The 25,776-nt window shown below is 72.1% G+C and carries 18 protein-coding genes; all 18 read left to right on the forward strand.

Going from position 1 to position 25,776, the window contains the following annotated elements; genetic code table 11:
• Positions 1 to 34 precede the first annotated feature (34 nt).
• The 18 genes from aroF to P3X83_RS13195 are packed head-to-tail and all read left to right on the forward strand — an operon-like array spanning position 35 to position 25,763.
• Complete coding sequence (gene aroF / locus P3X83_RS13110; RefSeq protein ID WP_277305285.1) at positions 35 to 1,105, forward strand: 3-deoxy-7-phosphoheptulonate synthase; 1,071 nt, start codon at positions 35 to 37, stop codon at positions 1,103 to 1,105.
• Between the two features lie 26 nt (positions 1,106 to 1,131).
• The gene (locus P3X83_RS13115) at positions 1,132 to 3,171 is read left to right on the forward strand and encodes a molybdopterin oxidoreductase family protein (RefSeq protein WP_277305286.1); all 2,040 of its coding nucleotides are present in this window, start codon (positions 1,132 to 1,134) and stop codon (positions 3,169 to 3,171) included.
• Entirely contained in the window at positions 3,168 to 4,601 is a 1,434-nt protein-coding gene (locus P3X83_RS13120) for an FAD-dependent oxidoreductase (RefSeq protein WP_277305287.1), read from the forward strand. The genes P3X83_RS13115 and P3X83_RS13120 overlap by 4 nt, the downstream gene beginning before the upstream one ends.
• Before the next feature lie 3 nt (positions 4,602 to 4,604).
• Positions 4,605 to 5,960: a nitrate/nitrite transporter gene (locus P3X83_RS13125; protein WP_277305288.1), complete on the forward strand. Its 1,356-nt coding sequence runs from the start codon at positions 4,605 to 4,607 to the stop codon at positions 5,958 to 5,960.
• Positions 5,961 to 6,011: 51 nt separating this feature from the next.
• A complete protein-coding gene (locus P3X83_RS13130; protein ID WP_277305289.1) occupies positions 6,012 to 6,983 on the forward strand; it encodes a cysteine synthase family protein in 972 nt (323 codons plus the stop codon).
• The gene (locus tag P3X83_RS13135; RefSeq protein ID WP_277305290.1) at positions 6,971 to 8,239 is read left to right on the forward strand and encodes an MFS transporter; all 1,269 of its coding nucleotides are present in this window, start codon (positions 6,971 to 6,973) and stop codon (positions 8,237 to 8,239) included. Before P3X83_RS13130 ends, P3X83_RS13135 begins: the two co-directional genes overlap by 13 nt.
• Positions 8,232 to 10,715, forward strand: coding sequence for an ATP-grasp domain-containing protein (locus tag P3X83_RS13140; protein WP_277305291.1), 2,484 nt, complete (start codon positions 8,232 to 8,234; stop codon positions 10,713 to 10,715). The genes P3X83_RS13135 and P3X83_RS13140 overlap by 8 nt, the downstream gene beginning before the upstream one ends.
• The gene (locus tag P3X83_RS13145) at positions 10,712 to 11,497 is read left to right on the forward strand and encodes a hypothetical protein (RefSeq protein WP_277305292.1); all 786 of its coding nucleotides are present in this window, start codon (positions 10,712 to 10,714) and stop codon (positions 11,495 to 11,497) included. Before P3X83_RS13140 ends, P3X83_RS13145 begins: the two co-directional genes overlap by 4 nt.
• A complete protein-coding gene (locus P3X83_RS13150) occupies positions 11,494 to 12,771 on the forward strand; it encodes a hypothetical protein (protein ID WP_277305293.1) in 1,278 nt (425 codons plus the stop codon). Before P3X83_RS13145 ends, P3X83_RS13150 begins: the two co-directional genes overlap by 4 nt.
• A 17-nt stretch (positions 12,772 to 12,788) precedes the next feature.
• Positions 12,789 to 13,013: a tautomerase family protein gene (locus P3X83_RS13155; protein ID WP_277305294.1), complete on the forward strand. Its 225-nt coding sequence runs from the start codon at positions 12,789 to 12,791 to the stop codon at positions 13,011 to 13,013.
• Positions 13,014 to 13,023: 10 nt separating this feature from the next.
• Positions 13,024 to 14,328, forward strand: coding sequence for an ATP-grasp domain-containing protein (locus P3X83_RS13160; protein WP_277305295.1), 1,305 nt, complete (start codon positions 13,024 to 13,026; stop codon positions 14,326 to 14,328).
• 1 nt (position 14,329) lies between these two features.
• Positions 14,330 to 15,577 (forward strand): MFS transporter, encoded by a 1,248-nt coding sequence (locus P3X83_RS13165; protein WP_277305296.1) that lies wholly within the window; start codon positions 14,330 to 14,332, stop codon positions 15,575 to 15,577.
• 53 nt (positions 15,578 to 15,630) lie between these two features.
• Complete coding sequence (locus P3X83_RS13170; protein ID WP_277305297.1) at positions 15,631 to 21,123, forward strand: type I polyketide synthase; 5,493 nt, start codon at positions 15,631 to 15,633, stop codon at positions 21,121 to 21,123.
• Positions 21,116 to 21,994: a 3-hydroxyacyl-CoA dehydrogenase family protein gene (locus P3X83_RS13175; protein ID WP_277305298.1), complete on the forward strand. Its 879-nt coding sequence runs from the start codon at positions 21,116 to 21,118 to the stop codon at positions 21,992 to 21,994. Before P3X83_RS13170 ends, P3X83_RS13175 begins: the two co-directional genes overlap by 8 nt.
• An 11-nt stretch (positions 21,995 to 22,005) precedes the next feature.
• Entirely contained in the window at positions 22,006 to 22,254 is a 249-nt protein-coding gene (locus P3X83_RS13180; protein WP_277305299.1) for a phosphopantetheine-binding protein, read from the forward strand.
• A gap of 17 nt (positions 22,255 to 22,271) precedes the next feature.
• Positions 22,272 to 23,405, forward strand: coding sequence for an acyl-CoA dehydrogenase family protein (locus P3X83_RS13185; RefSeq protein WP_277305300.1), 1,134 nt, complete (start codon positions 22,272 to 22,274; stop codon positions 23,403 to 23,405).
• Positions 23,406 to 23,407: 2 nt separating this feature from the next.
• Positions 23,408 to 24,493 (forward strand): HAD-IIIC family phosphatase, encoded by a 1,086-nt coding sequence (locus tag P3X83_RS13190; protein WP_277305301.1) that lies wholly within the window; start codon positions 23,408 to 23,410, stop codon positions 24,491 to 24,493.
• Complete coding sequence (locus P3X83_RS13195; protein WP_277305302.1) at positions 24,447 to 25,763, forward strand: aspartate aminotransferase family protein; 1,317 nt, start codon at positions 24,447 to 24,449, stop codon at positions 25,761 to 25,763. The genes P3X83_RS13190 and P3X83_RS13195 overlap by 47 nt, the downstream gene beginning before the upstream one ends.
• The last annotated feature ends 13 nt before the right edge of the window (positions 25,764 to 25,776 follow it).

A 25,776-nucleotide genomic window follows, 5' to 3' on the forward strand; every position in this document is an offset into this window, starting at 1 on the left:
CTCTCATCGCCAACCGTGAACAGTGAGGATCGTCATGCCAGCGTCCGAGACTCTCCACGTCTTCCAGTCCACCGTCCAACCCGCTGAGCTGAGCGCGTGGCAGTCGCTGCTGTCCGCGCGCCAGGCCACGTCGGAACTCCTGTGGCTCGGCACCACTCCGGTGATCGTGACCTCGGAGATGGCGGCGATCAACGTGCCGCGGAACCTGCCACGGCCGGTCGCGTCAGTCGTGTGCGACGGCAACGTGCGCCTGAGCAGGCGCGAACTGCGGCCCGAGGGGACCATCGTCACCATCGGGCCCGCCAAGATCGGTGACGGTGGCGTGGCGGTCTTCGCCGGGCCGTGCGCCGTCGAGAGCGGCCCGCAGTTGGAGGCCGTGGCCAGGGCCGTCGCCGAGCACGGCGTGGCCGGGCTGCGCGGCGGCGCCTTCAAGCCGCGGACCTCGCCGTACGCCTTCCAGGGCCTGCGCTGGACGGGGCTGGAGCTGCTTGAGGAGACCAGGCGGGTGACCGGCCTGCCCATCCTCACCGAGGTCGTCGACCCCCGGCACGTCGAGGGGGTCGCCGAGGTGGCCGACGCGCTGCAGATCGGCACCCGCAACATGCAGAACTTCGAGCTGCTGCGCGAGGTCGGCGCGGCCGGCCGTCCGGTCGTGCTCAAGCGCGGCTTCGGCTGCACGGTCGAGGAGACACTGGCCGCCGCCGAGTACATCCTCGCGGCGGGCAACGACCAGGTGATCCTCTGCGAGCGCGGCATCCGCACCTTCGAGCGCGCCACCCGCTTCACGCTGGACATCTCCGCGGTGGCGCTGCTCAAGCAGCGTTCACACCTGCCGGTGATGGTGGACCCGAGCCACTCCACGGGACTGCCGAAGCTGGTGGAGCCGGTGGCGCTGGCGGCCGTGGCCGCGGGCGCCGACGCGCTGCTCATCGACGTGCACACGCAGCCGGGCGAGGCCTTGTGCGACGGCGCGCAGGCACTGCGGGTCTCGCAGTTCCGCGAGGTGATGGGCAGCCTGGAGATGCTCAGCCTCGGGCTCGGCCGCAACGTCAGCGTCGTGATGAACGTGGACGTCAGGGACGCCCCGGTCGCGCAGTCCGCCTGATCCGACCCCGTCATGGGAGGACGTCCATGGGCACGTCCACGCACTGCCCCTACTGCGCCCTCCAATGCGGGATGACGATCAGCGCCACGGCGTCGATCGACGCCGCCGAGGGCGGGGCGCTGTGCCTGAAAGGCTGGACCTCGGCCGACCTGCTCACCTCACCGGCGCGACTGACCACGCCACTGGTTCGCGGCCCCACCGGACTGCGACCGGCGACGTGGGACGAAGCGCTCGACCATGTCGCCACCGGACTCCGGCGGCTGTCGGACAGGCACGGCGCGCAGGCCCTCGGAATCATGGGCGGCGGCGGCCTGACCAACGAGACCGGCTACCTGCTCGGGAAGTTCGCGCGGATCGCGCTCGGCACGCCGATGATCGACTACAACGGTCGCTTCTGCATGTCGTCGGCCGCCGCCGCGATGAACCGCGCGTTCGGAATGGACCGGGGACTGCCGTTCCCGGTCACCGACCTGCGGGACGCCGACGCCATCGTCCTGGTCGGGTCCAACCCGGCGGAGACCATGCCGCCGTTCATGCGCCACGTGGCGGCCTGCGCCGAGTCGGGCGGGCTGATCGTGGCGGACCCGCGCGTCACCCCGACGGCGCGGGCCGCCGCGCTGCACCTGCAGCCCGCGCCGGGCACGGATCTCGCCCTGGCCCTCGGGGTGCTGCACGCCGTGGTGGAGGGCGGCCGTCTGGATCGCGCCTACGTCGAGTCGCGGACGACGGGGTTCGACGCGGTCTGGCGGGTCGCCTCCGCCTGGTGGCCGGAGCGGGTCGAGCGGGTCACGGGCGTGGCCGCCGCCGATCAGCGGCAGGTCGCCGAACGGCTGGCCCGGGCCGGCAACGCCTACATCCTCACCGGCCGGGGCGCCGAGCAGCACAGCAAGGGCGTCGACACGGTCAGCGCCTGGATCCATGTGGCGCTCGCGCTCGGCCTGCCCGGCCGGCCCGGCTCCGGCTTCGGCTGTCTCACCGGGCAGGCCAACGGCCAGGGCGGGCGGGAACACGGCCAGAAGGCCGACCAGTTGCCCGGCTACCGCTCGATCGCCGATCCCCTGGCCCGTGCCCACGTGGCCGCCGTCTGGGGTGTGGACCCGGCTTCCCTACCCGGGCCGGGTCCTTCCGCGTACGAGCTGCTGGACGGTCTGGGCACGCCCGACGGGGTTCGCGCGCTGCTGGTGTTCGGCACCAACCCCGCCGTGTCGGCCCCGAACGCGGCGCACGTCGCCGAACGGCTGGCGGCCACCGACCTCCTCGCCGTCGCCGACGTCGTGCTCTCCGAGACGGCCGCGCTGGCCGACGTCGTGTTCCCGGTGACGCAGTGGGCCGAGGGGACGGGCACCGTGACGAACCTGGAGGGAAGAGTGCTGCTGCGCGGGCATGCGGTCCGGCCCCCTGAGGGGGTTCGCACCGACCTGGACGTGCTCCACGGGCTCGCCACCCGGCTCGGCCAGCCCGGCGAGCGCTTCCCCCGATCTCCGGAGGCGGTGTTCGACGAGCTGCGCCGGGCGAGCCGGGGCGGCAAGGCCGACTACCACGGTGTCACCTACGCGCGGCTGCGCGCCGGGGAACGGCTGCACTGGCCGGTCCCCGAGCCGGATCACCCGGGCACGCCACGGGTGTTCCTGGACGGGTTCGCCCATCCCGACGGCCGCGCCCGCTTCGTACCAGTACGGCACCAGCCCCCCGACGAGCGGGCCGACGCCGAGTATCCGCTGTTCGCCACCACCGGCAGGGTCCTCGCCCAGTACCAGTCGGGCGCGCAGACCCGCCAGGTGGCGCGGCTGATGGCGGTGGCTGGCGAGATGTTCGCCGAGATCCACCCGGCCGTCGCCGCCCGGCACGGGCTGGCCGAGGGCGACCCGGTCCGCGTCGTCTCCAGGCGCGGCGGGGTACTGGCCAAGGTACGGCTCACCCCCGGCATCCGGCCCGACACGGTCTTCCTGCCGTTCCACTTCCCCGGCTCGCACCGGGCCAACCTGGTGACCAATCCGGCGCTGGACCCGCTGAGCCGGATGCCCGAGTTCAAGGTCTGCGCCGTGCGCCTGGAGCGTGTGCCGTGAACCCGCCACGCGAGGTCGTGATCGTCGGCGGCGGGATGGCCGGCATGCGCCTGGCCGAGGAGATCACCGATCGGGACCCGGACGGCTCGCGCTGCCGGGTCACCGTCGTCAGTGAGGAGACCGGCCCCGCCTACAACCGGGTCCTGCTGTCCGGGCTGCTCGCCGGCACCCTGAGCGCGGAATCGCTGATGCTCTACCCGCCCGGCTGGGCCGAGTCGCGCGGCGTCCGCCTGCACGAGGGCGTGGTGGTCACCTCCATCGACACCCGTGGCCGCGCCGTGCACACCTCGCGCCTGCGCGTGCCCTACGACGTGCTCGTCCTCGCGACCGGTGCCGAGCCCCGGCTCCCGCCTGTTGAGGGGCTGACCGGTGAGGACGGCGTACCGGCCGACGGGGTCGTGCCGTTCCGCACGCTCGGCGACTGCCGGCGGATCGCGCACGAGGCGACCCGGCGCGGGGCGCGCGTGGCGATCCTCGGCGGCGGGCTGCTCGGCCTGGAGGCGGCATGCGCCCTGGCCGGGCGCGGCTGCGCCGTCACGGTCGTGCACCCGTCGGCGCACCTGATGGAACGCCACCTCGACCACGAGTCGGGGACCCTGCTGGTCCGGCGGCTCGAAGCGCACGGCATCGGGTTCAGGCTGGGGCGATACGCCTCCCGGTACCTGCCCGACGACGGTCTGAAGCTGGACGACGGCGGTCATGTCGAGGCCACGCTCGTGGTGGTGGCCGCCGGTGTGCGGCCCAGGACGGAGCTCGCGGTCGCGGCGGGGCTGGCCGTCGAGGCCGGGATCGTCGTGGACGACCTGCTGCGCACGAGTGCGCCGGCCGTCCACGCGATCGGCGACGTGGCGCAGCATCCCGGGGCGGTCTCGGGTCTGGTGCAGTCGGCGTGGGAACAGGCCGAGGCACTGGCCGAGCTGCTGACGGGCGGCGACGCGCGCTACGTCGGCACCCCGACGGTGACCCGGCTCAAGGCCCGCGACATCGAACTCGCCGTCGTAGGGGCCTCCACCGCGACCGGTGCCGAGGAACTGCGCTTCTCCGACTCGGCTCGCGGACGGTACGCCAAGCTGCTGGTCGACGGGGACCGCGTCCGTGGCGCGATCATGCTCGGCTTCCCCGACGCCGCCGCCTCCGTCGCCTATCACCACGTGCAGAGCGTGCCCGTCCCGGACGACCGGCTCGCGCTGCTGCTGGGACGGGCGCTTCCCGCCGACGCACCCGCGTCCGGCCCGGCCGTCATGGCCGCGACCGCCACGGTGTGCAGATGCAACCACATCACCAAGGCCGATCTGGTCGACGCCTGGCACGCGGGGGCGGACGACGCGGACGCGCTGATCGAAAGGACGCGGGCCGGTACCGGCTGCGGCTCCTGCCGGCCGGTCGTGCGGAGCTTCGCCGACTGGCTCTCCGATGAGACTTTGGAGTGAGAAATGACCGATCACACCCGGCGGCCCGGCCGCTGGATATCCCACTGGGAGCCCGACGACCCGCACTTCTGGCAGACGACCGGGCGGCGCGTCGCCACCAGGAACCTGCTGTTATCGATCTTCGCGGAAAACCTGGGGTTCTCGGTCTGGGTGCTGATGAGCATCGTCGTGGCCTTCCTCGACGACGCGGGATTCTCCTTCTCCCTCACCCAGATCTTCTGGCTGCTCATCGTGCCCAACCTGGTCGGCGCCGCGCTGCGGGTGCCGTACACCTTCGCCGTGTCGAGGTTCGGCGGGCGGGCCTTCACCGCCTTCAGCGCCGGGGTGCTGCTGATCCCCACCGGGATGCTGGCCGTCGCGGTCACCGACACCGGCACCCCCTACTGGTTCTTCCTGCTCACCGCGGCGGCGATGGGCCTGGGCGGCGGCAACTTCTCCTCCTCCATGGCCAACATCTCCTTCTTCTTCCCCGAGGGCAGGAAGGGCGTCGCCCTGGGGATCAACGCCGCCGCGGGCAACCTCGGCGTCGCGTCCACCCAGCTCATCGTGGTGCTGGTGATCCATCTGGGCACCGGGCTTAACCTGGCGTACGCGGCGCTGATGTGGATGCCGCTGCTGTGCGTGGCCGCGGTGGCCGCGTGGGCGCGGATGGACAGCCTGACCTCGGCCACGCCGGACGGCGTCTCCTACCGCCGCGCCATGCGCAACCGGCAGACGTGGGTGATGTCCTTCCTGTACGTCGGCACGTTCGGCTCGTTCATCGGGTTCTCGTTCGCCTTCCCCGCACTGATCCAATACCAGTTCGGCGGGCAGGTCGCCGTGGCCTTCCTGGGACCGCTGATCGGCTCGCTGTCCCGCCCCGCCGGAGGCTGGTTCGCCGACCGGATCGGTGGGGCCCGCGTCACGCTGTGGACCTTCGCCGGTCTGGCGGTCGGCGTCGGCGGCGTGCTGACCAGCCTGCGCCTGAACGCCTTCTGGCTGTTCTTCGCCTCGTTCGTCGGGCTCTTCGTGCTGTCCGGGGTGGGGAACGGCGCGACGTACCGGATGATCCCCCTGATCTTCTCCGCCCAGGCCCGCGCGAGCGCCCTGGCGGACGGAACCGATCCCGCCCCGCTGCTGACGACCGCCAGGCGCCAGGCCGCGGCGGCGGTGGGGGTCGTGGGCGCGGTCGGGGCCGCCGGCGGCGTCCTGATCAACCTCGCGTTCACCCTGTCCCGTGAGGCCACCGGGACGCTGGACGCCGCGTTCACCGCCTTCCTCGCGATCTACGTCGCCTGCGCCGTCGTCACCTGGTGGTACTACCTGCGGACCGGGTTCGCCGTCCGCAGGTCGCCCAGCCTGGCGCACGCCGACGTCTAGCTCCCCGGGGCCTCCGGTGCCGGTCAGCACTACCGAACGATGGTGATCCGAATGATCAGTACTACGCAGTCCCTCGCCACGCCCCCCGCACCGCCCCCGGCCCTGTCCTACGGCGTCGAGACGGTCGAGGACCTCATCGGCGGGACCCCGCTGCTCCGCCTCAAGCTCGACGGCGTGCCCGCGGACGCCACCGTGCTCGCCAAGCTGGAGGCGGCCAACCCGCTGTCCAGCGTCAAGGACCGCGCCGCGGCGTACATGATCCGGGCCGCCGAGGAGTCCGGCGTACTGGCGCCCGGCGCCACCGTGGTCGAGTCCACCTCGGGCAACACCGGCATCGCGCTGGCGTCGCTGGCCGCCGCCCGGGGTCATCCGTGCGTGATCGTGCTGCCGGAGAACGCGTCGCAGGAGCGGATGCTCACCCTGCGCATGCTGGGCGCCAGGATCGAGCTGACCGATCCCGCCCTGGGCTTCCTGGGCTGCGTGGAACGGGCGGAGGAACTGCACGCCGCCATCCCCGGCTCGTGGTACGCCCGCCAGCACGAGAACCCGGACAACGTACGGGCGCACTACGCGACCACCGGCCCGGAGATCTGGACGGGCACCGGCGGCACCGTGGACGTGCTGATCTGCGGGGTCGGCACCGGTGGCACCCTCACCGGCACGGGCCACTACCTTCGTGAGCGCAACCCTGACCTGCGGATCGTGGCGGTGGAGCCCGCGGGCTCCCCGCTGCTGTCCGGCGGCTCCCCCGGGCCGCACCGCATCCCCGGCCTGAACGGCGGCTTCACCAGCCCCGTCACCGACATCACCTGCATCGACGAGGTGATCACGGTGCCGGACGAGGGCGCGGCGCGGATGACCCGGGCCATCGCCGCCCGCACCGGGCTGCTGGTGGGCATCTCCTCGGGAGCCGCCGCGTACGGCTGCGCCGAACTCGCCCGCCGCCACGACCTGTCCGGCCGGACCATCGTGACGATCTTCCCGGACAGCGGCGAGCGGTATCTGAGCTGGTGGCCGGTCTGATGGGCTACCGGGAGCTGCACCGCACCGTCAAGCTGCGCCTCGGCGTGGGCTTCTGCCAGCGCTTCATGGACATCATGCTGGTCCCGCTGATGGTCATCCACTTCTCCGGGCTGTACGGGCCGGCCCTGGCCGGCCTGATGACCCTGGGGACCGCGGTCGTCGCGATCGGCGGCACCCTGGCCGGCGGGCACCTGGCGGACGTCCACGGCCGCCGCCCGATCCTGCTGCTCGGGGAGCTCGGCGGCGTGCTCTGCTTCGCCGGGCTGGCCCTGGTGAACTCGCCGCTGGGCGGCTCGGGCGTGCTCACGTACGTGCTTTACCTGGGCGCGGCCGGCTGCGCGGCGATCGCCCTGCCGGCCGGCGAGGCGATGATCGCGGACGTCTCCACGCCGGAGAACCGCACCACGGTGTACACGCTCAAGTACTGGTCGATCAACGTGGCCTTCATGCTCGGCTCGCTGACCGGCGGTTTCCTCTACACCGGCTTCTTCTTCCACCTGCTGCTGGCCGGTGTGGCGGTCAACCTCGGCATCTTCCTGGTGACCTGGCTCGCCGTCGGCGAGACCGCGCCCAGCGGCACCGCCGGTGGGCTGGGCGCCATGCTGACCGGCTACGTCTCGGTGGCCCGCGACCAGATCTTCCTCCGGCTGGTGCTGGCCGCGCTGCTGGTCCGGGCGATCGAGGTGCAGATCTCCACCTACATCGCGGTACGGCTGAGCAGCGACTTCACCCCGCAACCGCTGCTGGACGCCGGCCCGTGGCACCTCACCGTGGACGGCGTCAACACGCTGGGCATCCTGCGTGCCGTCAACACCGCCCTGGTCGTCTGCCTCGGCCTGTTCGCGGCCCGCCTGTTCGGCCGGCTGACCGAGGAACGGCGGCTGGTGGTCGGCATCGCGCTGTTCACCGCCGGATACGTGGTCTGGGCGGTCAGCGGGGACGTCTGGGTCCTGATCGGGGCGGCCGTGGTCGTCACCGTGGGAGAGCTGATGAACGCGCCGGTCAAGCAGACCCTGCTGGCCAACCTGGTGCCCGCGTCGGATCGCACCAAGTACATGGCCGCGTACGGCCTGGCCATCCGGCTCGGCCTGGTGGTCGGCTCGGTGTGCGTGTCGCTCGGCTCGGTGCTGCCCTCCTGGGGGATGGCCGCGCTCTACGTGGTGTTCGGGGCCACCGCCGTCCAGTTGTACCGATCGCTCTTCCGGGAGCTGCGCCACCGCACACCAGAGCTGGAAGGAGCGCGGTCCGGTGACTGACAACGCCCGGCTGCTGATGGTGCAGCCGTACAGCCAGTTGGTGGAGAAGGCGGTCGCCGCCGGCTTCACCGTGTACTCCATCTGGGATCCCGCGCTGCAGACGCCCGAGTACCTGCGGGACGTGGCCGCGCACTCCGCCGAGCTGCTGCTGACCGACTTCTCCGACGTGGCGGAGCTGCGGCGGCTGGTCCGAGAGACGGCCGTCGCCCGCGACGTGGCCCACGTGCTGCACCTGGGCAAGGAGCAGACCATGCTGCCGGTCGCCGAGGAGGCGCACACCCTCGGCCTCGCGCCCAACACCCCGGCGGCGATCCGCGCGCTCAACGACAAGGGCGCGACCCGCGAGCTGCTGGCCCGGCACGGTCTGTCGCCGGTTCGGTCCGTCCGGGCCGACACACCCGGCCAGCTGGCCTCCTCGCCGACCGGGTTCGACCTGCCGGTGATCGTCAAGCCCTGCGGCCTGCAGGGCAGCGCCGGCGTACGGCTGCTCCACGCGATGGACGAGCTGGACGGCTGGGCCGCCGAACTTGCGGCCTTCGGCTACCAGGGCCCGGTGCTGGCCGAGGAGTACCTGCGCGGCCCGGAGTTCAGCGTGGAGACGCTGTCCTCCGGCGGACGCCACCAGGTGATCGGCATCACCGCCAAGGAGACGATGCCGCCACCGCTGTTCGTGGAGACCGGGCACGTGTTCCCCGCGCCGCTGCCGGACGCGGACGCGACGGCCGTCGCCGGCCTGGTGACCGCCTTCCTGGACGCGGCCGGGTTCACGTTCGGCCCCGCGCACACCGAGGTCATCCTCACCGGCGACGGTCCCCGGATCGTCGAGTCGCAGGCCCGCCTTGGCGGCGACCGCATCCCGTCGCTGATCAGGGTCGCCACCGGGTTCGACGTCGAGGCGGCGGTCTTCGAGGCCCTGGCCGGACGGCCTGTCGTACCCGGACCGGCGCACGCGACGAGCTGCGTGTCCTTCTTCCAGTTGCCGCCCGGCCCGATCGCGGCGGCCGGCGGGGTGGACCGGATCGCCGGGCTGCCCTTCGTGCACGAGGTGAAGTTCCGCTTCGGGCCCGGTGACGTGCTCCCGGTCACCCGGCACTCGGGCAGCCGGCACGGCTACGTCCTCACCGAGGGGCCGACCCCCGAGGCGGCGCGCGAGCGGGCGGCCGAGGCCAAGGCGCTGCTGTGGGTGGAACCCGAGGGCACGCCGGTGAACGCTGTGCAGCGGGTCGCGCCCGTGGCGCTGGACCCGGCCCGCACCCTGCTGCTGATCGGCCATCTCACCGAGCCGATCCGGCTGGCCAAGTCGCTCGGCCTGAACGTGATCCTCGTCCAGCACAAGGACAAGTTCCAGCCCGAGCAGGCCCAACTCGCCGACGTCACGCTGATCGCCGACTACACCGACTGGGCGGTGCTCCGGCCGCTGGCCGAGGCGGCGCACCAGATCTGGAACTTCTCCGCCGCGCTGTCGCTGACCGAGCCCGGTCTGGAACCCGCCGGCCGGATCAACGACCTGTTCGGACTCGGCGGCACCGGCCACCGGGCCGCCCACCTGCTGCGCGACAAGCTGGCCATGCGGCGGCACCTGGCCGCGTCCGGCGCGCCCACGGTCGCCGCCGAGCCGCTGCACGCCCTGGACGACCTGCGCGCGTTCGGCGACCGGCACGGCTACCCCTTCGTGGTCAAGCCCACCGACCTGACGGCCGGCTTCGGCATCTCGCTGGTCGGCGGGCCGCAGGACGCCGGACCGGTGTGGGAACGGGTGCGGGCGACACGCGCGGACGGGGTGGACCGGGGCACCACGCTGTACGAGGTCCAGGACTACCTGATGGAGGAGTACATCTCCGGCCCCGAGTACAGCGTGGAGAGCTTCAGCTTCGCCGGGCGGCACGTGGTCGTGGCGATCACCGAGAAGCTGGTCGGCTCGGCGCACTTCGCCGAACTCGGCCACGCCATGCCCGCCCGGGTGGACGCCGGCACCGCCGCCGCGCTCACCGCCGCGACGGCCGAGTTCCTCGACGTGATCGGGGTCGCGGACGGCCCTGCGCACACCGAGCTGCGGGTCTCGCCGCGCGGCCCGCTGGTCATCGAGTCCCACAACCGGATCGGCGGAGGCCGCATCGGCGCACTGGTGCGGGCGGCCTACGGCATCGACCTGACGCGTTACACGCTCGCCTGGCCGTTCGGCCTGGTCGAAGCGCTGCCGGACCGGCCGGAGCCGATCGCCGCCGCGTGCGCGCGCGGACTGGTCGGCAGGCCCGGCCGGATCGCCGCCGTCGAGGGCGTCGAGGAGCTGCGGGCGCACCCGGACGTGCTCGCCGTCGAGGTGAGCGCCCGGCCGGGGGCGGTGGTGCGCCGGATGCGCGACAACTGGGACCGGCTGGGCCTGGTCGCGGTCGTCGCGCCCGACACCGACAAGGCCGTGCGGCTCTGCGACGAACTGATCGAGACGGTGACCGTCAGGATGGAGGGCGACCCGTGAGCATCGTCATCCTGGACCGGCCCGGCCGGCCGCTGCTCCCCTACCCGCAGTGGCTGGACGCCGCGCCGCTACTGCTGACCGGCCGGCCGAGGCCGGCCGTGAACCGTACGGGTTACGGCGGCCTGCGGTTCCTGACCGGGCTCGGATTCACCGCCGAGACGGAGACCGCGGTGCGCGACCTCGCCGCACGCGGCCAGGTCACGGCCATCGTCGCGGTCGATCCCGCCGACCAGGTCAGGGCGGGCGGCCTGCGCGACCTGCTCGGCCTGCCCGGTCAGCCCAAGGACGCGGCGCTGCCGCTGTCGGACCCGGTGGCGGCGCGGGCGCTGCTGCGCCGGGCCGGCATTCCCGTTGTACGGCGGGCGGGGGTGCGCCGGGTGTGCGACCTGTACTGGTACGCGCACCGCTGGGGCTACCCCCTCCTCGTCCGGCGGCGCCGGGCGCCGGACCGGCCGGTCGTCGCCGAACTGCGCGACGAGAAGGAGCTGCGCGCCTTCGCCACCGGACGGCTGCCGGTGGACGCCGCCCTGGTGCCTGACCTGACCGTCGAGTCCCCCGTGCGCGGGGTGCGGCACCGCGGCCCCGGCATCGCCGTGACCGACGCCGCCCTCGCGCTGCTGCCGGACACCCCGGGCCACCCGTGCGCCGTCGAGGCGGTGCGCGCGGTGGCCGGCGACTGGCTGATCGACACCATCCACTACGATCCCCGCGGCGCGTCCACCCGCGCCGCGGTACGCGCCCAGGCGGCCCTGCCCGCCGCCGCGCGGGAGGCCGCACCATGAGCGTCCTGGTCCTGCACTACCGCGGCTCGATCGCCGCGACCCCCTACGACCGGTGGGTCGCCGGGTACGGCGGCGACGTCCTGCTGCTCACCGCCGAGGAGGGCAACCTCGCCCCGGCGACCGACGGCTACCTGCACGCGGCTGCGGTGCCCGGCTACGAGACCGGCGGCCAGGTCGAGCCGCTCTGCCTCGACCTGGCCCGCGAGCACGGCGTCCGGCACATCGTGGCCTGCCAGGAACGGGACCTGGAGCGGGCCGCCCAGCTTCGGGAGATCCTCGGGCTGCCCGGCCAGCGGATGGACAGCGTGCTGCCCTTCCGCGACAAGGTCCTCATGAAGGAGCGGTTCATCGCGGCGGGCCTGCGGGTGGCTCCGTACCGGGTCGTCGAGTGCGCCGCGGACCTGCTCGCCTTCGCCGGGGAGCACGGCTTCCCGGTGGTGGTGAAGCCCCGCGACAGCGCCGGCTCGGTGGGGCTGCGGATCCTGCGCTCCGCCGACGAGCTGGAGGCGTACCTGGCCGACGAGCCGGACCTGTACGGCGAGCACCCGCCCAACCTGATCGTCGAGGGGTTCGTGCCGGGGCCGATGTGCCATGTGGACGGGCTCGTGGTGGGCGGCCGGGTGGTGCTGGCCTGGCCGTCGCAGTACCTCTACTCGCTGTCGTCCTTCCGTGAGGACCGGGGCGGCCGGATGGACGTCACGCTCGACGTGGACGACCCGCTGACCGGCCGCCTGATCGAGCTCACCGAGCGGGCGCTCCAGGCGCTGCCCGGCCCCCGGGACTTCGCCTTCCACGCCGAGATCTTCCACACGCCCGGCGACGAGCTGGTGCTGTGCGAGATCGCCTGCCGAACCGGCGGCGCCTCGGTCCGCGACGTCATCCGGATCCTGTTCGGCGTCGATCCGACCGAGTCGTGGGTACGGGCCCAGCTCGGCCTTCCGCTACCGGCCGTACTCACCGAGGCCGGTCCGGAGCGGCCGCTGCCCGGCCGGATGACCGGCCAACTGGTGCTGATGAAACGGCCAGGCAGGGTGGTCTCGGTGCCCGAAGGCCCGCCGCCGTTCCCGTGGATCGAGAAGTACCAGGTCTTCGTCCAGCCGGGACAGACCATGCGGGCGGCCACCTTCTCGGCGGACTTCCTGCTCACCACGCTGGTGTCGGGACCCGACCGGGCGACCTGCGTCGCCCGGCTGCGCCAGGTCGAAGCGTGGTTCATGGACGGGCTGGTGCTGGACGATCCGGCGCTCCCCCGCCCCCACCACGCCAACGCATGAGTCCCAGGAGGCCTCCGATGCCGCACATCTCCATCAAGCACTTTCCCGCCGAACTCACCCAGGAGCAGGAGAACGCCCTGCTCGCGACGGTCACCGACGCGGTGACCAGCGCCTTCGGAGTCGACGAAGGAGTCGTCTCCATATCCCTTGAGCCGGTGCGGCCGGAGTCATGGCACGAGCTGGTCTACCAGCCGGAGATCATCGACCACCGCCACCTGCTTCGCAAGGAACCTTCTTACTGATGAGAAGAGAGTGGCAGTGAAACCCGAGGCCTTCATACTCACCGGGTCGTTCTACGTCATCAGCCGCGCGCCGCGTTTCCTCGCCGCGCTGGCCGCGCGCGGCCTGAAGATCCTGGTGATCACCCCGTCCGACTGGCGCGAGGCGGCGCTGACCGCCGCGGCCGAGCCGGGCAACGCCGCCGCCGCGATCAGCGACTTCGCCTTCACCGACGGCGACCTGCGGATGGAGAACTCCTACCTGCCCGGTGTCATCGCGGGAGCGCGGCACTGGCTCGCGGAGTACACGATCGTCGGCATCTGCGCCGTGGGCGAGACGCTGGTCGAGCCGACCAGCGTGGTGGCCGACGCGCTCGGGCTCCGCTCCCCTGGCCTGCGGGCCGGCCGCGCCTGCCGGAGCAAGTACCTTCAGCGCCTCTACGCGCCCGAGTTCAGCCCCGAGTCGCAGATCATCCCCGCCACCGAGCGGGAGAGTTTCACCAGCCGCGTTGGGTTCCCCGCCGTGCTCAAGCCCGCCACCCGGCACTCCAGCTCGGGCGTGTGGACCGTGCACGACGAGGAGGAGCTGCGCGAGCGCGTCGTGGACTATCCCGACTACGAGACGCTCCTCGTCGAGGAGAAGGTCATCGGCCCGGAGTACTCGGTGGAGAGCCTGGTACAGGACGGCAAGCTGATCTTCGCCGGGATGCTGCGCAAGCGCACCACCGACCAGCACAGCGACACGTTCGTCGAGCTGTGCCACACCCTCGCCAACGAGCCCTCCCGTGAACAGGACATCCTGCTGGAGGCCAACCGGCGGCTGATGGAGCTGCTGGACTTCCAGGACGGGATCGCGCACTCCGAGTGGCGGCTGACCGCCGACGGCACGCCGTACCTGATGGAGGTGGCGGCGCGTCCCCCCGGTGACGGGATCACCATCCTGTACGGCCTGGCCACCGGCAGCCTCATCGAGCCGGAGCTCGTCAGGATCGCGCTCGGCGAGCCCGCCTCCTACCCGACGCCCCAGCGGCAGGCCAGGGAGGTCTACCTCGAACACGGGCCCGGCGTGCTCGCCGACGTGACGCTCGACTGGCCGGGCGTCACCCCGCAGTGGGTGAGCGGCGCGCCGGCCTGGCCGGAGGTGGCGCCGGGCGGGCCCGACGACCCGCCGACGCTGCGGGCGGTGCTCGTGCTGAAGGAGCGCGGCCACCGGCTGGAACCGCTGTGCAGCTCCGACGACCGCGCGGTCAGCTTCCTCATCGACGCGCCGACCGTCGCCGAACTGGACGAGCTGGAACGCCGGGTCCGGGCCGCCCTCACCATCCGGCTGGAGGGCTGACATGGAGGCGCGCGTCCTCAGCACCTGGCGGGAGTCGCCCGCCGCCGTCAAGACGGTGCTGGTCGGCATCTTCGTCAACCGGCTCAGCGGCTTCCTCAACATCTTCCTGGTGCTGTACCTGGCCGCCCAGGGATACTCACCGGACGCCGCGGCCTTCGGGCTCGGCGCGTACGGCGCGGGCGCCATGATCGGCGTCCTGATCGGCGGCTCGCTGGCCGCCCGGTTCGGCACCCGCGCCACCACGGTCATCGGCATGGGCGGATCGAGCGTGCTCATCGCCTCGCTGCTGTACCTGCCGAGCTACCCCCTCCTGCTGACGGCCGTGGCCCTGGTCGGTCTGACCGGCCAGATGTTCCGGCCCGCGTCCGCCACCCTGCTGTCGCAGCTCACCCCGGACGACCGCCAGGTGATGGTGTTCGCCATGTCCAGGTTCGCGGTGAACCTGGGCGCGATGGCCGCGCCGATCCTGGGGTTCGGGCTGTACAACCTGATGCACCAGCAGTACGGGCTGCTGTTCTGGGGTGAGGCGCTGATCGCGATGGCCTTCGCGGTGGCGGCCTTCTACACGCTCCCCGGGCGTGAGGAGCAGGTGCCCGACGACCCGGCGAACGACCGCGGCGGATACCGGGAGGTGCTGCGGGACCGGCGCTACCTGGCCTACCTCGTCTCGACGCTGGTGCACACGGCCGTCTACGGGCAGTACCTGTCCACGCTCCCGCTCGACGTCAAGGCCGCCGGCATCGACCTCATCTGGTACACGGCCGCGGTCTCGCTGAACGGCTTCCTGGTCATCGCCTTCGAGCTGCTCGCCACCAAGGTCACCCAGAGCTGGCCGGCGCGGGTGACCATCGGGCTCGGCTTCGGGCTGATGGGCGCCGGGATCGCGGTCTACGCGCTGCCCATGAGCGCCGCCGTGATCATCATCGGCACGCTGATCTGGTCGATCGGGGAGATCGTCGGTGGGCCCGCCATGTTCGCCCACCCGGCGGTCATCTCCCCGCTCCGGCTCCGCGCTTACTACCTCGGCAGCTTCCACTTCGTCTTCGGCCTGGGCGGCACGATCGGCCCGGTGCTCGGCGGCTGGCTGCTGGTACGGCTCGGCCACGGGGTCTGGATCCCGCTCGCCGCCGTTTCCCTGCTGGCGACGCTGGTCGTGATCGCCGTCGTCCGCCCGCCCGCGCGGGACGAGGAGACGACGGCGGCCACCCCGGCCGCCGACCGGCCAGAGCGCAACCCGAGCCCGGCCTAACGGCCTGATCTCGGTTCACTTTCACACCACATCGTCGGAGGGACGACCTCGCCATGTCCGAAACCGTTGGCGGCCACGACATCGCGGTGATCGGCATCGCCTGCCGATTCCCCGGAGCCGCGAACACCACCGAGTTCTGGCGGCTGCTCAGGTCCGGGACCGAGGCGATCACCCGGTTCTCGCCGGAGGAGCTGGCGGCGGCCGGCGCCTCCCGCGAACTGATCGAGGACGAGCACTACGTGCCGGCCGCCGGTGTGGTGGCCGACTCCGGCGACTTCGACGCCGGACTGTTCGGAATCAACCCCAAGGAAGCCACGCTCATCGATCCGCAGCACCGCGTCATGCTGGAATGCGCGTGGGAGGCGCTGGAGGACGCGGGCCACGACCCGGTCAACCCCACCGGCCGGGTCGGCGTGTTCGCCGGAGCGTACAAGAACGCCTACCGCCGCCTGCTCGGGCAGATGGACGACCCGACGGAGCAGTTCCTGGCCGGGGTGTCCACCGACGACGACTACCTCGCCACCCGCATCTCCTACAAGCTCAACCTGAACGGCCCGGCGATGTCGGTGCAGACCGCCTGCTCCACCGCGCTCGTCGCGGTGCACTCGGCGTGCGAGTCGCTCACCACCGGCTCCTGCGACCTGGCGCTGGCGGGCGGGGTCACCATCAGATCCGGCGAGGTGCCCGGCTACCACTACCACAAGGGCGGGATCTTCTCGCCGGACGCGCGCTGCCGGGCCTTCGACGCCGCCGCCGAGGGCACCGTCATCGGCGAGGGCGCGGGCATCGTGGTGCTCAAGCGGCTGGCCGACGCACTGGCCGACGGCGACCGGATCCGTGCCGTGATCAGGGGCTCGGCGATGGGGAACGACGGAGCCGACCGGGTCGGCTTCTCCGCCCCCGGCGTGGCGGGCCAGTCACGGATCATCGAGGCCGCCCTGCGCCGCTCCGGCGTGGACCCCGGCACGATCGGCTACGTCGAGACGCACGGCTCGGGGACCCCGCTGGGCGACCGGATCGAGATCGACGCCATCACCCGCGCCTACCGGGCGGTGGGCTGGCGGTCGGGCACCCGTCCGATCGGCTCGGTCAAGACCAACATCGGCCACACCCACGCGGCGGCCGGCATCGCGGGCCTGGTCAAGGCCATCCTCTGCGTGGAGAACGCGGAGATCCCGCCGAGCCTGCACATCACCCGGCCCAATCCGCGCATCGCCTGGGACCGTTCGCCGCTCCGCGTCTCCACCGAGCTGACCGAGTGGCGGGCCGAAGGGCCGCGCCGCGCCGGGGTCAGTTCCTTCGGCCTCGGCGGCACGGGCGTGCACCTCGTCCTGGAGCAGGCCCCGGCGGCGGGCGACCGTACCGCCGGGGACGACGGCTGGCAGGTGCTGCCCCTCTCCGCCGCCGACCCCGAGGCGCTGGACGCCGCCACCGACCGGCTCGCCGACTGGCTGGCGGAAGGGCATGAGGTGCCGCTCGGTCAGGTGGCCCGCACGCTCCAGTCCGGCCGGCACGCCTTCGCGCACCGCCGCGCGCTGGCCGTCGCCGACCGCGACGACGCCGCCGCGGCGCTGCGCGGCCGCACCCCGGGGCGGGTGGTGACGTTCAGCGTCCCGCAGCAGCCCAGAAAGGTCGCGTTCCTGTTGCCCGGCCTCGGCGAGCAGTACCAGCACATGGGCCGGGCTCTGTACGAGACCGAGCCGGTCTTCCGGGAGCACCTGGACCGCTGCTTCGCGATCCTGCTCGACAGGTCGGGGCTCGACCTGCGTCCCGTCCTGTTCCCCGCGGGTGACCGGGCCGCGGGCGGCCTGCGGGCGATGCTCGGCAGGTCCGGCGGTGGCGGCGAGCTGGACAAGACCCAGCACGCGCAGCCGGTGATGTTCGCCGTCGAGTACGCGCTGGCGCAGGTCTGGCTGGCGCGCGGGGTCCGGCCGGAGGCGCTGATCGGCTACAGCCTCGGCGAGTACGTGGCCGCGACGCTGGCCGGGGTCTTCTCCCTTCCGGACGCGCTGCACCTGGTGGCCGAGCGGGCCAAGCTGATCGGCGAGCTGCCCGGCGGGGCGATGCTCGCCGTCCAGGCGCCCGAGGCCGAACTGCCCCTGGGCGAGGGGCTGTCCGTGGCCGCCGTCAACGGGCCCGACCTGTGCGTGGTCGCGGGCCCGCAGGAGGAGATCGCGGCCCTGCGGGAGCGGCTGGCCGGCGAGAAGATCGCGGCCCGGCTGCTGCGCACCACGCACGCCTTCCACTCCTCGATGATGGAGCCGATCGTCGACCGGTTCGTCCGGCTCGTCTCCGAGGTCCCCCGCAACGCGCCGAACGTCCCGTACCTGTCCAACGTCACCGGTGACTGGATCACCGCGGACGAGGCCCGCGATCCCCGCTACTACGCACGGCACCTGCGGCACACGGTCCGGTTCTGGGACGGCATCCGCAGGCTGTGGGAGGAGCCGGGACGGGTCCTGCTGGAGGTCGGTCCCGGCCAGGGGCTCGGCTCGCTGGCGCTCCAGTCACGGCCGCGCACGGCCGACGCGGGTTGCCTGGTCCTCGGCTCGCTGCCGGGCTCGGGCGACCGCACCACCGATCCGGCGTTCCTGGCCGCCACCATGGCCAAGCTCTGGGTGTGCGGCGTCGATCTCGACTGGGACGGTGTGACGCCCGAGCGACGCAAGGCCGACCTGCCGACCTACCCCTTCCAGCGGCGCCGCTACTGGCCGAGCGGCGGCGTGGCCGTATCGGACAAGCCGGCGGCGGCGAAGCCCGCCGCCGGGCGCCTGGAGCTCGGGGACTGGTTCAACGTCCCGCACTGGGAGTCGCTCGCGCCCACTGCGGCGGGCACTGCGGCGGGCACTGCGGCGGGGGACGCGGACGGCGGGCGCTGGCTGCTGTTCGCCGACTCCGAGGGCGTCGCCACGGGCCTGTCGCGCGCGCTCGCCGAACGCGGCGACGAGGCGGTCCTGGTACGGCCCGGCCCCGGCTTCGCCGCGTGCCCCGACGGCACCTACCAGGTGAACCCCGAGGACGCCGCGGACTACGCGACCCTGCTGAGCAGGCTGCGCGACCGGCCGCCCACGAGGATCGTCCACCTCTGGCTGGTCTCCGAGAGGCCCGCGGACCCGCTGGACGAGCAGGCCGTGGCCACGGCGACCAGGGACGGCTTCACCAGCCTGATCGCGCTCGCCAAGGCCCTGGGCGGGGAGACGCTGGCCGAGCCGGTGACCCTCGCCGTGGTCTCCAGCGAGATGCACGCCGTCGTCGGGACCGACGCGGCGCAGCCCGCCAAGGCGCTGGCGCTCGGCCCGGTGGGTGTGCTGCCGCTGGAGGACCCGCGGATCACCTGCCGCGCCGTGGACCTGCCCCAGCCGGGCAAGGACGCCGTGGACGTCGCCCACCGGCTGCTGGCCGAGCTGGACCGGGAGGTGGACACCCCCACCGGCGCGGACGTCGTGGCCATCAGAGGACGGCTGCACCTGCGCCGGACGTTCCACCAGGCCCGGCTGCGGCCCGACGGCGTCCAGCGCCTGCGGCCCGGCGGGACCTACCTCATCACCGGCGGGCTCGGCGGCATCGGGCTGTCGGTGGCCGGGTACCTGGCCGAGAACTTCCAGGCCAACCTGGTGCTGCTCGGCCGTACCCCGCTGCCCCCCAGGGCGGAGTGGGACGCCTGCACCGGGGAGACCGCCGAGCGGGTCAGGGCCGTGCGCCGGCTGGAGGAGCACGGCGCGAGCGTCATGGTCGCCGCCGCGGACGTCACCGACGCCGCACAGGTCGGCCTGGTCGTCCGGCAGGCCGTCGAGCGGTTCGGCGAACTGAACGGCGTCGTTCACTCGGCCGGGGTGCCCGGCGGCGGGCTGATCCAGCTCAAGGACGCCGCCAAGGCGGCCCAAGTGCTGGCCCCCAAGGTCGCCGGGACGCTGGCGCTGCGGCGCGCCTGCCTGGGACTGCCGCTGGACTTCGTCCTGCTCTGCTCGTCCGGCATCGCGGTCACCGGCGGCGTCGGCCAGGTGGACTACGCCTCGGCCAACGCCTTCCTCGACGCGGTCGGCCACCACGAGCCCGGCGTCGTCTCGGTCAACTGGGACGCCTGGCGGGACGTCGGCATGGCGGCCAAGACCATCGACCAGGGCGGCAGGAAGGTCACCCACCCGTTCCTGGAGCGCCGCCTGGTCGGCGGTGCCTCCTCCGTCTACGTGGCGCACTTCGATGCCACCCGGTCCTGGCTGGTGGACGAGCACCGGATGCTCGGGCGTCCCGTGGTGCCGGGCGTCGGCCACTTCGAGCTGGTCAGGGCCGCGTACTGCGACGACCGCGAGCGCGGCGACGCGGGCGTGGAGCTGACCGAGGTCACCTTCTACACGCCGATCGTCATCCCCGAAGGCGGGCGCAGAGAGGTCCGCGTGCTGCTGGAGCGGGAACCGGGCGGCACCACGTTCGCGGTCGTCAGCGCGCACGACGACCGGTGGCAGTTGCACTCCACCGGCCGGGTCGGCGAGCTGTCCGTCCGCCGTCCCGACCGGCTGGACGTCGACGGTGTCTCGGCCGGGCTGCGCGACCTCGGCGAGCTGGGCGACACCGGGCCGATGGGCTTCGGCGCCAGGTCCCAGTGCCTGAGCCGGATGTACGTCGGCGACGGCCGGTTCCTGGCCAGGCTCGACCTGGCCGAGCCGTACCGGGACGAGGTCGCCGGGCTGCCACTGCACCCCGCCCTCCTCGACATCGCGTCGGCCTTCGTCGGCGTGCATCACGCCGCGGAGTTCCGCATTCCCATCTCCTACGGCGCGCTGCGCGTGTTCGCGCCGCTTGCGGCGTCCGTCCTCAGCTACCAGGAGTACCGCGACGGCGACCGGGCCGGAAAGGAGACCGTCACCTCCGACTTCACGATCACCGATCTGAACGGCGACGTCCTGGTGAAAGCGGAGGACTTCGTCCTCAAGCGGGTCCACGACCTGGGCGAGCGGCTGCGGATCGCGCACGACGCCGCCCCCGACAAGGTCCGCTTCCACGACGCGCCGATGCCGGACGAGGCCGAGTCCTCGGGATTCCTGCAGAGCGCCCTGGAGAGCGGCATGACCTCGGCGGAGGGCAACGAGGTGTTCGCGCGCGTGCTGGCCTCGGGGTCCGACACACAGGTCCTGATCAGCACGCGGTCCATGGACGCGGTGACCGAGCAGATCGCGCGGGCTCGTGCCGTCCCGGCCGCGGGCGGCCCGGCGACCCCCGCCGAGCTGCATCCGCGACCCGCTCTGCTCACCCCGTACGAGGCGCCGCGCGACGGGCTGGAGGAGAGCCTCGTCACGATCTGGCAGGACCTGCTCGGCGTGGACAAGATCGGCGTCCACGACGACTTCTTCGACCTGGGCGGGCACTCGCTGCTGGGGCTGCAGCTCGTGCCGAAGCTGCGCGACGGCTTCGGCGTGGACCTGCCCATCGGCACGATCTTCGACGATCTGACCGTCGCCGGACTGGCGGCCGCGCTGCGTGCGGACGGTGCGGGCGGTGCGGACGGTGCCGGCAAACCGCAATCACAACTCATGGAGAGTCATGTCTGACATCACAATCCAGACGATCGGGGTCATCGGCGCAGGCGTGATGGGCAGCGAGGTGGCCCAGGTCTTCGCGCAGGCCGGCTTCGACGTCGTCCTGGTGGACACCACCGACGAGGTGCTGGACAAGGCCAGGCAGTCCGTGGATCGGAGCCTGCGCTTCCAGCGGATGCTCGGTGCCCGGCGCGGCCTGGCTCCGCCGCCCGCCGCCGCCCGGGCCGAGGTCCTGTCACGCATCCGTTTCACCACAGAGCTCGCCGACGTGGCGGAGGCGGACTTCGTGGTGGAGAACGTCACCGAGGACTGGGACGTCAAGCGCCCGATCTACGTGGAACTCGACCAGCTCTGCAAGCCGCACACGGTCTTCGCGGTGAACACCTCGTGCATCCCCATCACCCGGGTCGGCGGAGTGACCCAGCGCCCCGACAAGATCGTCGGGGCGCACTTCATGAACCCCGTTTCGCTCAAGCCGATGGTCGAGGTCATCAGGGGTTACCACACCTCCGACGAGACCGTGCAGACGATGCTCGACATGCTCGCCGCCATCGGCAAGGAGGGCGTGGTCGTCGCCGACTCGCCGGGGTTCGTCTCCAACCGGGTGCTCATGCTCACCGTCAACGAGGCCGCCTATCTGGTGCACGAGGGGGTGGCCGACGCCACCCAGGTGGACCGGATCTTCAAGGGCTGCTTCGGGCACACCATGGGCCCGCTGGAGACGGCGGACCTCATCGGACTCGACACCATCCTGCTGTCGATCCAGGGGCTCTTCGAGTCCTTCGCCGACAGCAAGTACCGCCCGTGCCCGCTGCTGGCGCGGCTCGTCGACGCCGGTCGGCTGGGTCGCAAGAGCGGCCACGGCTTCCACGACTACGAGTAGGAGATCGATCCATGGAAACGGTCAAGAACACGGTCAGGGACTTCCTGCGCAGCCACATCAGCGGCACGGGCTTCGACGACGACGAGGACATCTTCGCCTCCGGCTACGCGAACTCGCTGTTCGTGATGCAGCTCATCTACATGGTGGAGCGCGAGTTCGGCATCGCCGTCGCCGACGAGGACCTGGAGTTCGAGAACTTTCAGTCGATCAATTCGATCACCTCCTTCGTGCTGTCCAAGACAGCCGTCTCGGTGGGATGAGGTCGATGATCGCCGGCGTGCACTCACTGACCGACGTACAGGACAAGCTGCTGCGCGAGTACCGCCGCTTCGTCCAGAGCGAGATCGAACCCCACGTCAACGTCTGGGACCAGGAGGGCCGGGTGCCCAGGGAGGTCATCACCTCGATGGCCGACCAGGGCTTCATGGGCGCGCTCATCCCGGCCGAGTACGGCGGGTCCAAACTGAACATGATCGAATTCGGCCTGCTCAACGAGGCCATCGGGTACGGCTGCTCCTCGATCCGCAGCGTGCTGACCGTGCACAGCATGGTCAGCCAGGCCGTCACCCGGTGGGGCACCCAGGAACAGCGCGCGGCCTGGCTGCCCCGGCTGGCCCGGGGCGAGTGGATCGGGGCCTTCGCCCTGAGTGAGGCCGGGGCGGGCAGCGACGTCGCGCAGATCGGCACGGTCGCCACCGCCGACGGTGACGACTACGTGCTCGACGGCGTCAAGCGGTGGATCACCTACGGCCAGGGAGCCGACGTCTTCCTGGTCTTCGCCAGGTCCAAGGGCCGCTACAGCGCCTTCGTGGTCGAGCGGGACACGCCCGGGCTGACGGTGTCGCCGATCGACGGCATGCTCGGCACCCGCGCGTCCATGATCGCCGAGCTGCGGTTCGAGAACTGCCGGGTGCCGCGTTCCGCGCTGCTCGGACGGGCCGGCTTCGGGCTCGCGCCGGTGGCGAGCGCGGCGCTGGACATCGGCCGCTACAGCGTGGGCTGGGGCTCGATCGGCCTGGCCCAGTCCTGCCTGGAGCTGTCGCTCGGTCACGCGCGGGAACGGCGGGCCTTCGGCGTGCCGATCCTCGACCACCAACTGGTGCAGCGGCTGGTCACCGACATGGCGACCGGTGTGTCCGCGGCCCGGCTGCTCGGCCTCCAGGCCGGGGAACTGGTGCAGGCCGGCGACTCCAAGGCGGTGGCCGCCGTGTGGATGGCCAAGTACTTCGCCTCCACCACGGCCATGCGCAGCGCGTCGGACACCGTGCAGATCTTCGGGGCGCACGGCTGCGACCCCGCCGGGTCGCCGCAGCGGCTGTTCCGGGACGCGAAGGTCATGGAGATCATCGAGGGCAGCACCCAGATCCAGCAGACCATGATCGCGCGCCTCATTCCCAGCGGGGAGTCCTGATCATGGCCAAGACCGTCAAGTGCCTGGTCTGGGACCTGGACAACACGCTGTGGGACGGCATCCTGCTCGAAGGCGACGACGTGCGGCCCTTCCCGGAGGCCGTGGCCGCGCTCAAGGAGCTGGACGGGCGCGGCGTCCTGCACTCCATCGCCAGCCGCAACGACCCCGAGGCGGCGCTGGCCAAGCTGGCGGAGTTCGGCCTGGCCGACTACTTCCTCTACCCCCAGATCGGCTGGCACGCGAAGTCCGCGTCGGTGAAGGCCATCGCCGCCGACATCAACATCGGCCTCGACACGTTCGCGTTCGTGGACGACCAGCCGTTCGAGCGGGACGAGGTGGCCGCCGCGCTGCCGCAGGTCCGCTGCTACGACGCGGTCGAGGTCGGGAGCCTGCCGGACAGGCCGGAGTTCACCCCGGCGTTCGTCACCGAGGACTCCCGGCGCCGGCGCGAGATGTACCGCGCCGACGAGCGCCGGAAGACCGTCGAAGCCGAGTTCGACGGCGCGCAGCAGGACTTCCTCAGCGGTCTCGGCATGCGCTTCACGATCAAGCACGCCGTACGGGACGACCTGCGGCGCGCCGAGGAGCTGACGCTCCGCACCAACCAGCTCAACACCACCGGATACACCTACTCACTCGCGGAGCTGGAGGGGTTCCTCGAATCCGACCGGCACATCCTGCTCACCGCCGCGCTTGAGGACCGATACGGGCCCTACGGCACGATCGGCCTGGCGCTGCTGGAGAAGGACGACACCGTCTGGACGATGAAGCTGCTGCTCATGTCGTGCCGGGTCATGTCCAGAGGCGTCGGCACCATCCTCATCAACCACATCAAGCGCCTGGCCCGCGACGCCGGGGCCCTCCTGTACGGCGAGTACGTGGCCACCGGCAAGAACCGCCAGATGCTCATCACCTACAAGTTCAACCGCTTCGCGGAACTGACGCGGCGCGGCGAGCTCGTCATCCTGCGGGCCGACCTGGCCGACATCCCGAACGACCCCTGCTACGTGCGGGTCATCACCGATCAAGGAGTGCCGTTCCATGACGCAGACCCCTGTCGAACCGTTGGCCAGCGCACGCCTGCTTGAGGCCACCCGTGCCGTCATCGCCGGTGGTGGCAGCAGCAACATGCGCAATCTGGGTGTCACCACTCCCCTGGTGCTCGATCGCTCGGAGGGGTGCCGCATCTGGAACGTCGAGGGCGATGAGCTGATCGACGTGAACATGGGGTACGGCCCCCACCTGTTCGGCTACGCCGACCCCGACGTGCTCGGCGCGGTCGCCAGGCAGTTGAGCAAGGGCGCGATCACCGGCATCCCGCACCGCCTGGACCACCAGGCGGCCGAGCTGATCAGGGACCTGGTCCCGTCGATCGAGCAGGTCAGGTTCGCCAACTCGGGCACCGAGGCGATCACCTCGGCACTGCGCCTGGCCCGCTACCTCACCAAGCGGGACATCGTCGTCACCTTCGAGGGCCATTACCACGGGTGGAGCGAGACCATGCTCCGCAAGTCGGCCATCACCAACAACGGCAACGACCCGCGTGGCGCCGAGCCGGGCGCGCCCGGCATGATCCCCTCCGCGCTCACCTACACGCTCCAGCTCCCCTGGAACGACGAGGAGGCGCTTGAGCGGGTCTTCGCCGAGTACGGCACCTCGATCGCCGCGGTGATCCTGGAGCCGATCTGCGGCAACGCCGGGATGGTCTGGGCCAGGCCCGGCTTCGTCGAGAGGATCGCCGAGCTGACCGCCAAGCACGGCGGCCTGCTGGTCTTCGACGAGGTCATCACCGGTTTCCGGATGGCCCCCGGCGGGGCGCAGGAACTGCTGGGCGTGCGGCCCGACCTGACCATCGTGTCCAAGGTGATGGGCGGCGGCTTCCCCGTGGCGGCCTTCGGCGGCAGCAGGGAGCTGATGGCCCCGCTGGCCCGCAACGAGGCGTTCCACGCGGGCGTGTTCTCGGGGAACCACGCGGCCGTGTCGGCCGTGGTCGCCATGCTGACCAAGATCAGCGGCAACCCGTCCGTGTACGGCACGCTCGACGTCGCGACCTCCTACCTGGAGCAGCGCCTGACCGCCGCGTTCGCCGACGCGGGCCGGCCGGCCCGCGTCACCAGGGCCGGATCCGTCATGTCCGTCGCGCTGCTGAAGCGCCCGCAGGAGACCGAGTCCGACTACGACGCGGCCGTCGAACTGATCGACTTCGAGGAGCACCGCCGCTTCCAGATCCGGAGTCAGGCCGCCGGGCTCTACTTCCACCCCAACCCGCTGGAGCCCTGGTTCCTGAGCACCGCGCACACGCCCGACGTGCTGGACGCGGTGGTCGGCATCGTCGAGGAGTCCCTGGCGCAGGACTGACGCCACATCTGGG

This window comes from Spongiactinospora sp. TRM90649 (genome assembly GCF_029382225.1).
GTDB lineage: Bacteria > Actinomycetota > Actinomycetes > Streptosporangiales > Streptosporangiaceae > Spongiactinospora.

Excerpts from the sequence above, each read along its gene's own strand:
- aroF (WP_277305285.1), top strand. The coding sequence starts at position 35 with ATGCCAGCGTCCGAGACTCTCCACGTCTTCCAGTCCACCGTCCAACCC.
- P3X83_RS13115 (WP_277305286.1), top strand. The coding sequence starts at position 1,132 with ATGGGCACGTCCACGCACTGCCCCTACTGCGCCCTCCAATGCGGGATG.
- P3X83_RS13125 (WP_277305288.1), top strand. The coding sequence starts at position 4,605 with ATGACCGATCACACCCGGCGGCCCGGCCGCTGGATATCCCACTGGGAG.
- P3X83_RS13130 (WP_277305289.1), top strand. The coding sequence starts at position 6,012 with ATGATCAGTACTACGCAGTCCCTCGCCACGCCCCCCGCACCGCCCCCG.
- P3X83_RS13150 (WP_277305293.1), top strand. The coding sequence starts at position 11,494 with ATGAGCGTCCTGGTCCTGCACTACCGCGGCTCGATCGCCGCGACCCCC.
- P3X83_RS13155 (WP_277305294.1), top strand. The coding sequence starts at position 12,789 with ATGCCGCACATCTCCATCAAGCACTTTCCCGCCGAACTCACCCAGGAG.
- P3X83_RS13165 (WP_277305296.1), top strand. The coding sequence starts at position 14,330 with ATGGAGGCGCGCGTCCTCAGCACCTGGCGGGAGTCGCCCGCCGCCGTC.
- P3X83_RS13170 (WP_277305297.1), top strand. The coding sequence starts at position 15,631 with ATGTCCGAAACCGTTGGCGGCCACGACATCGCGGTGATCGGCATCGCC.
- P3X83_RS13175 (WP_277305298.1), top strand. The coding sequence starts at position 21,116 with ATGTCTGACATCACAATCCAGACGATCGGGGTCATCGGCGCAGGCGTG.
- P3X83_RS13180 (WP_277305299.1), top strand. The coding sequence starts at position 22,006 with ATGGAAACGGTCAAGAACACGGTCAGGGACTTCCTGCGCAGCCACATC.
- P3X83_RS13190 (WP_277305301.1), top strand. The coding sequence starts at position 23,408 with ATGGCCAAGACCGTCAAGTGCCTGGTCTGGGACCTGGACAACACGCTG.
- P3X83_RS13195 (WP_277305302.1), top strand. The coding sequence starts at position 24,447 with ATGACGCAGACCCCTGTCGAACCGTTGGCCAGCGCACGCCTGCTTGAG.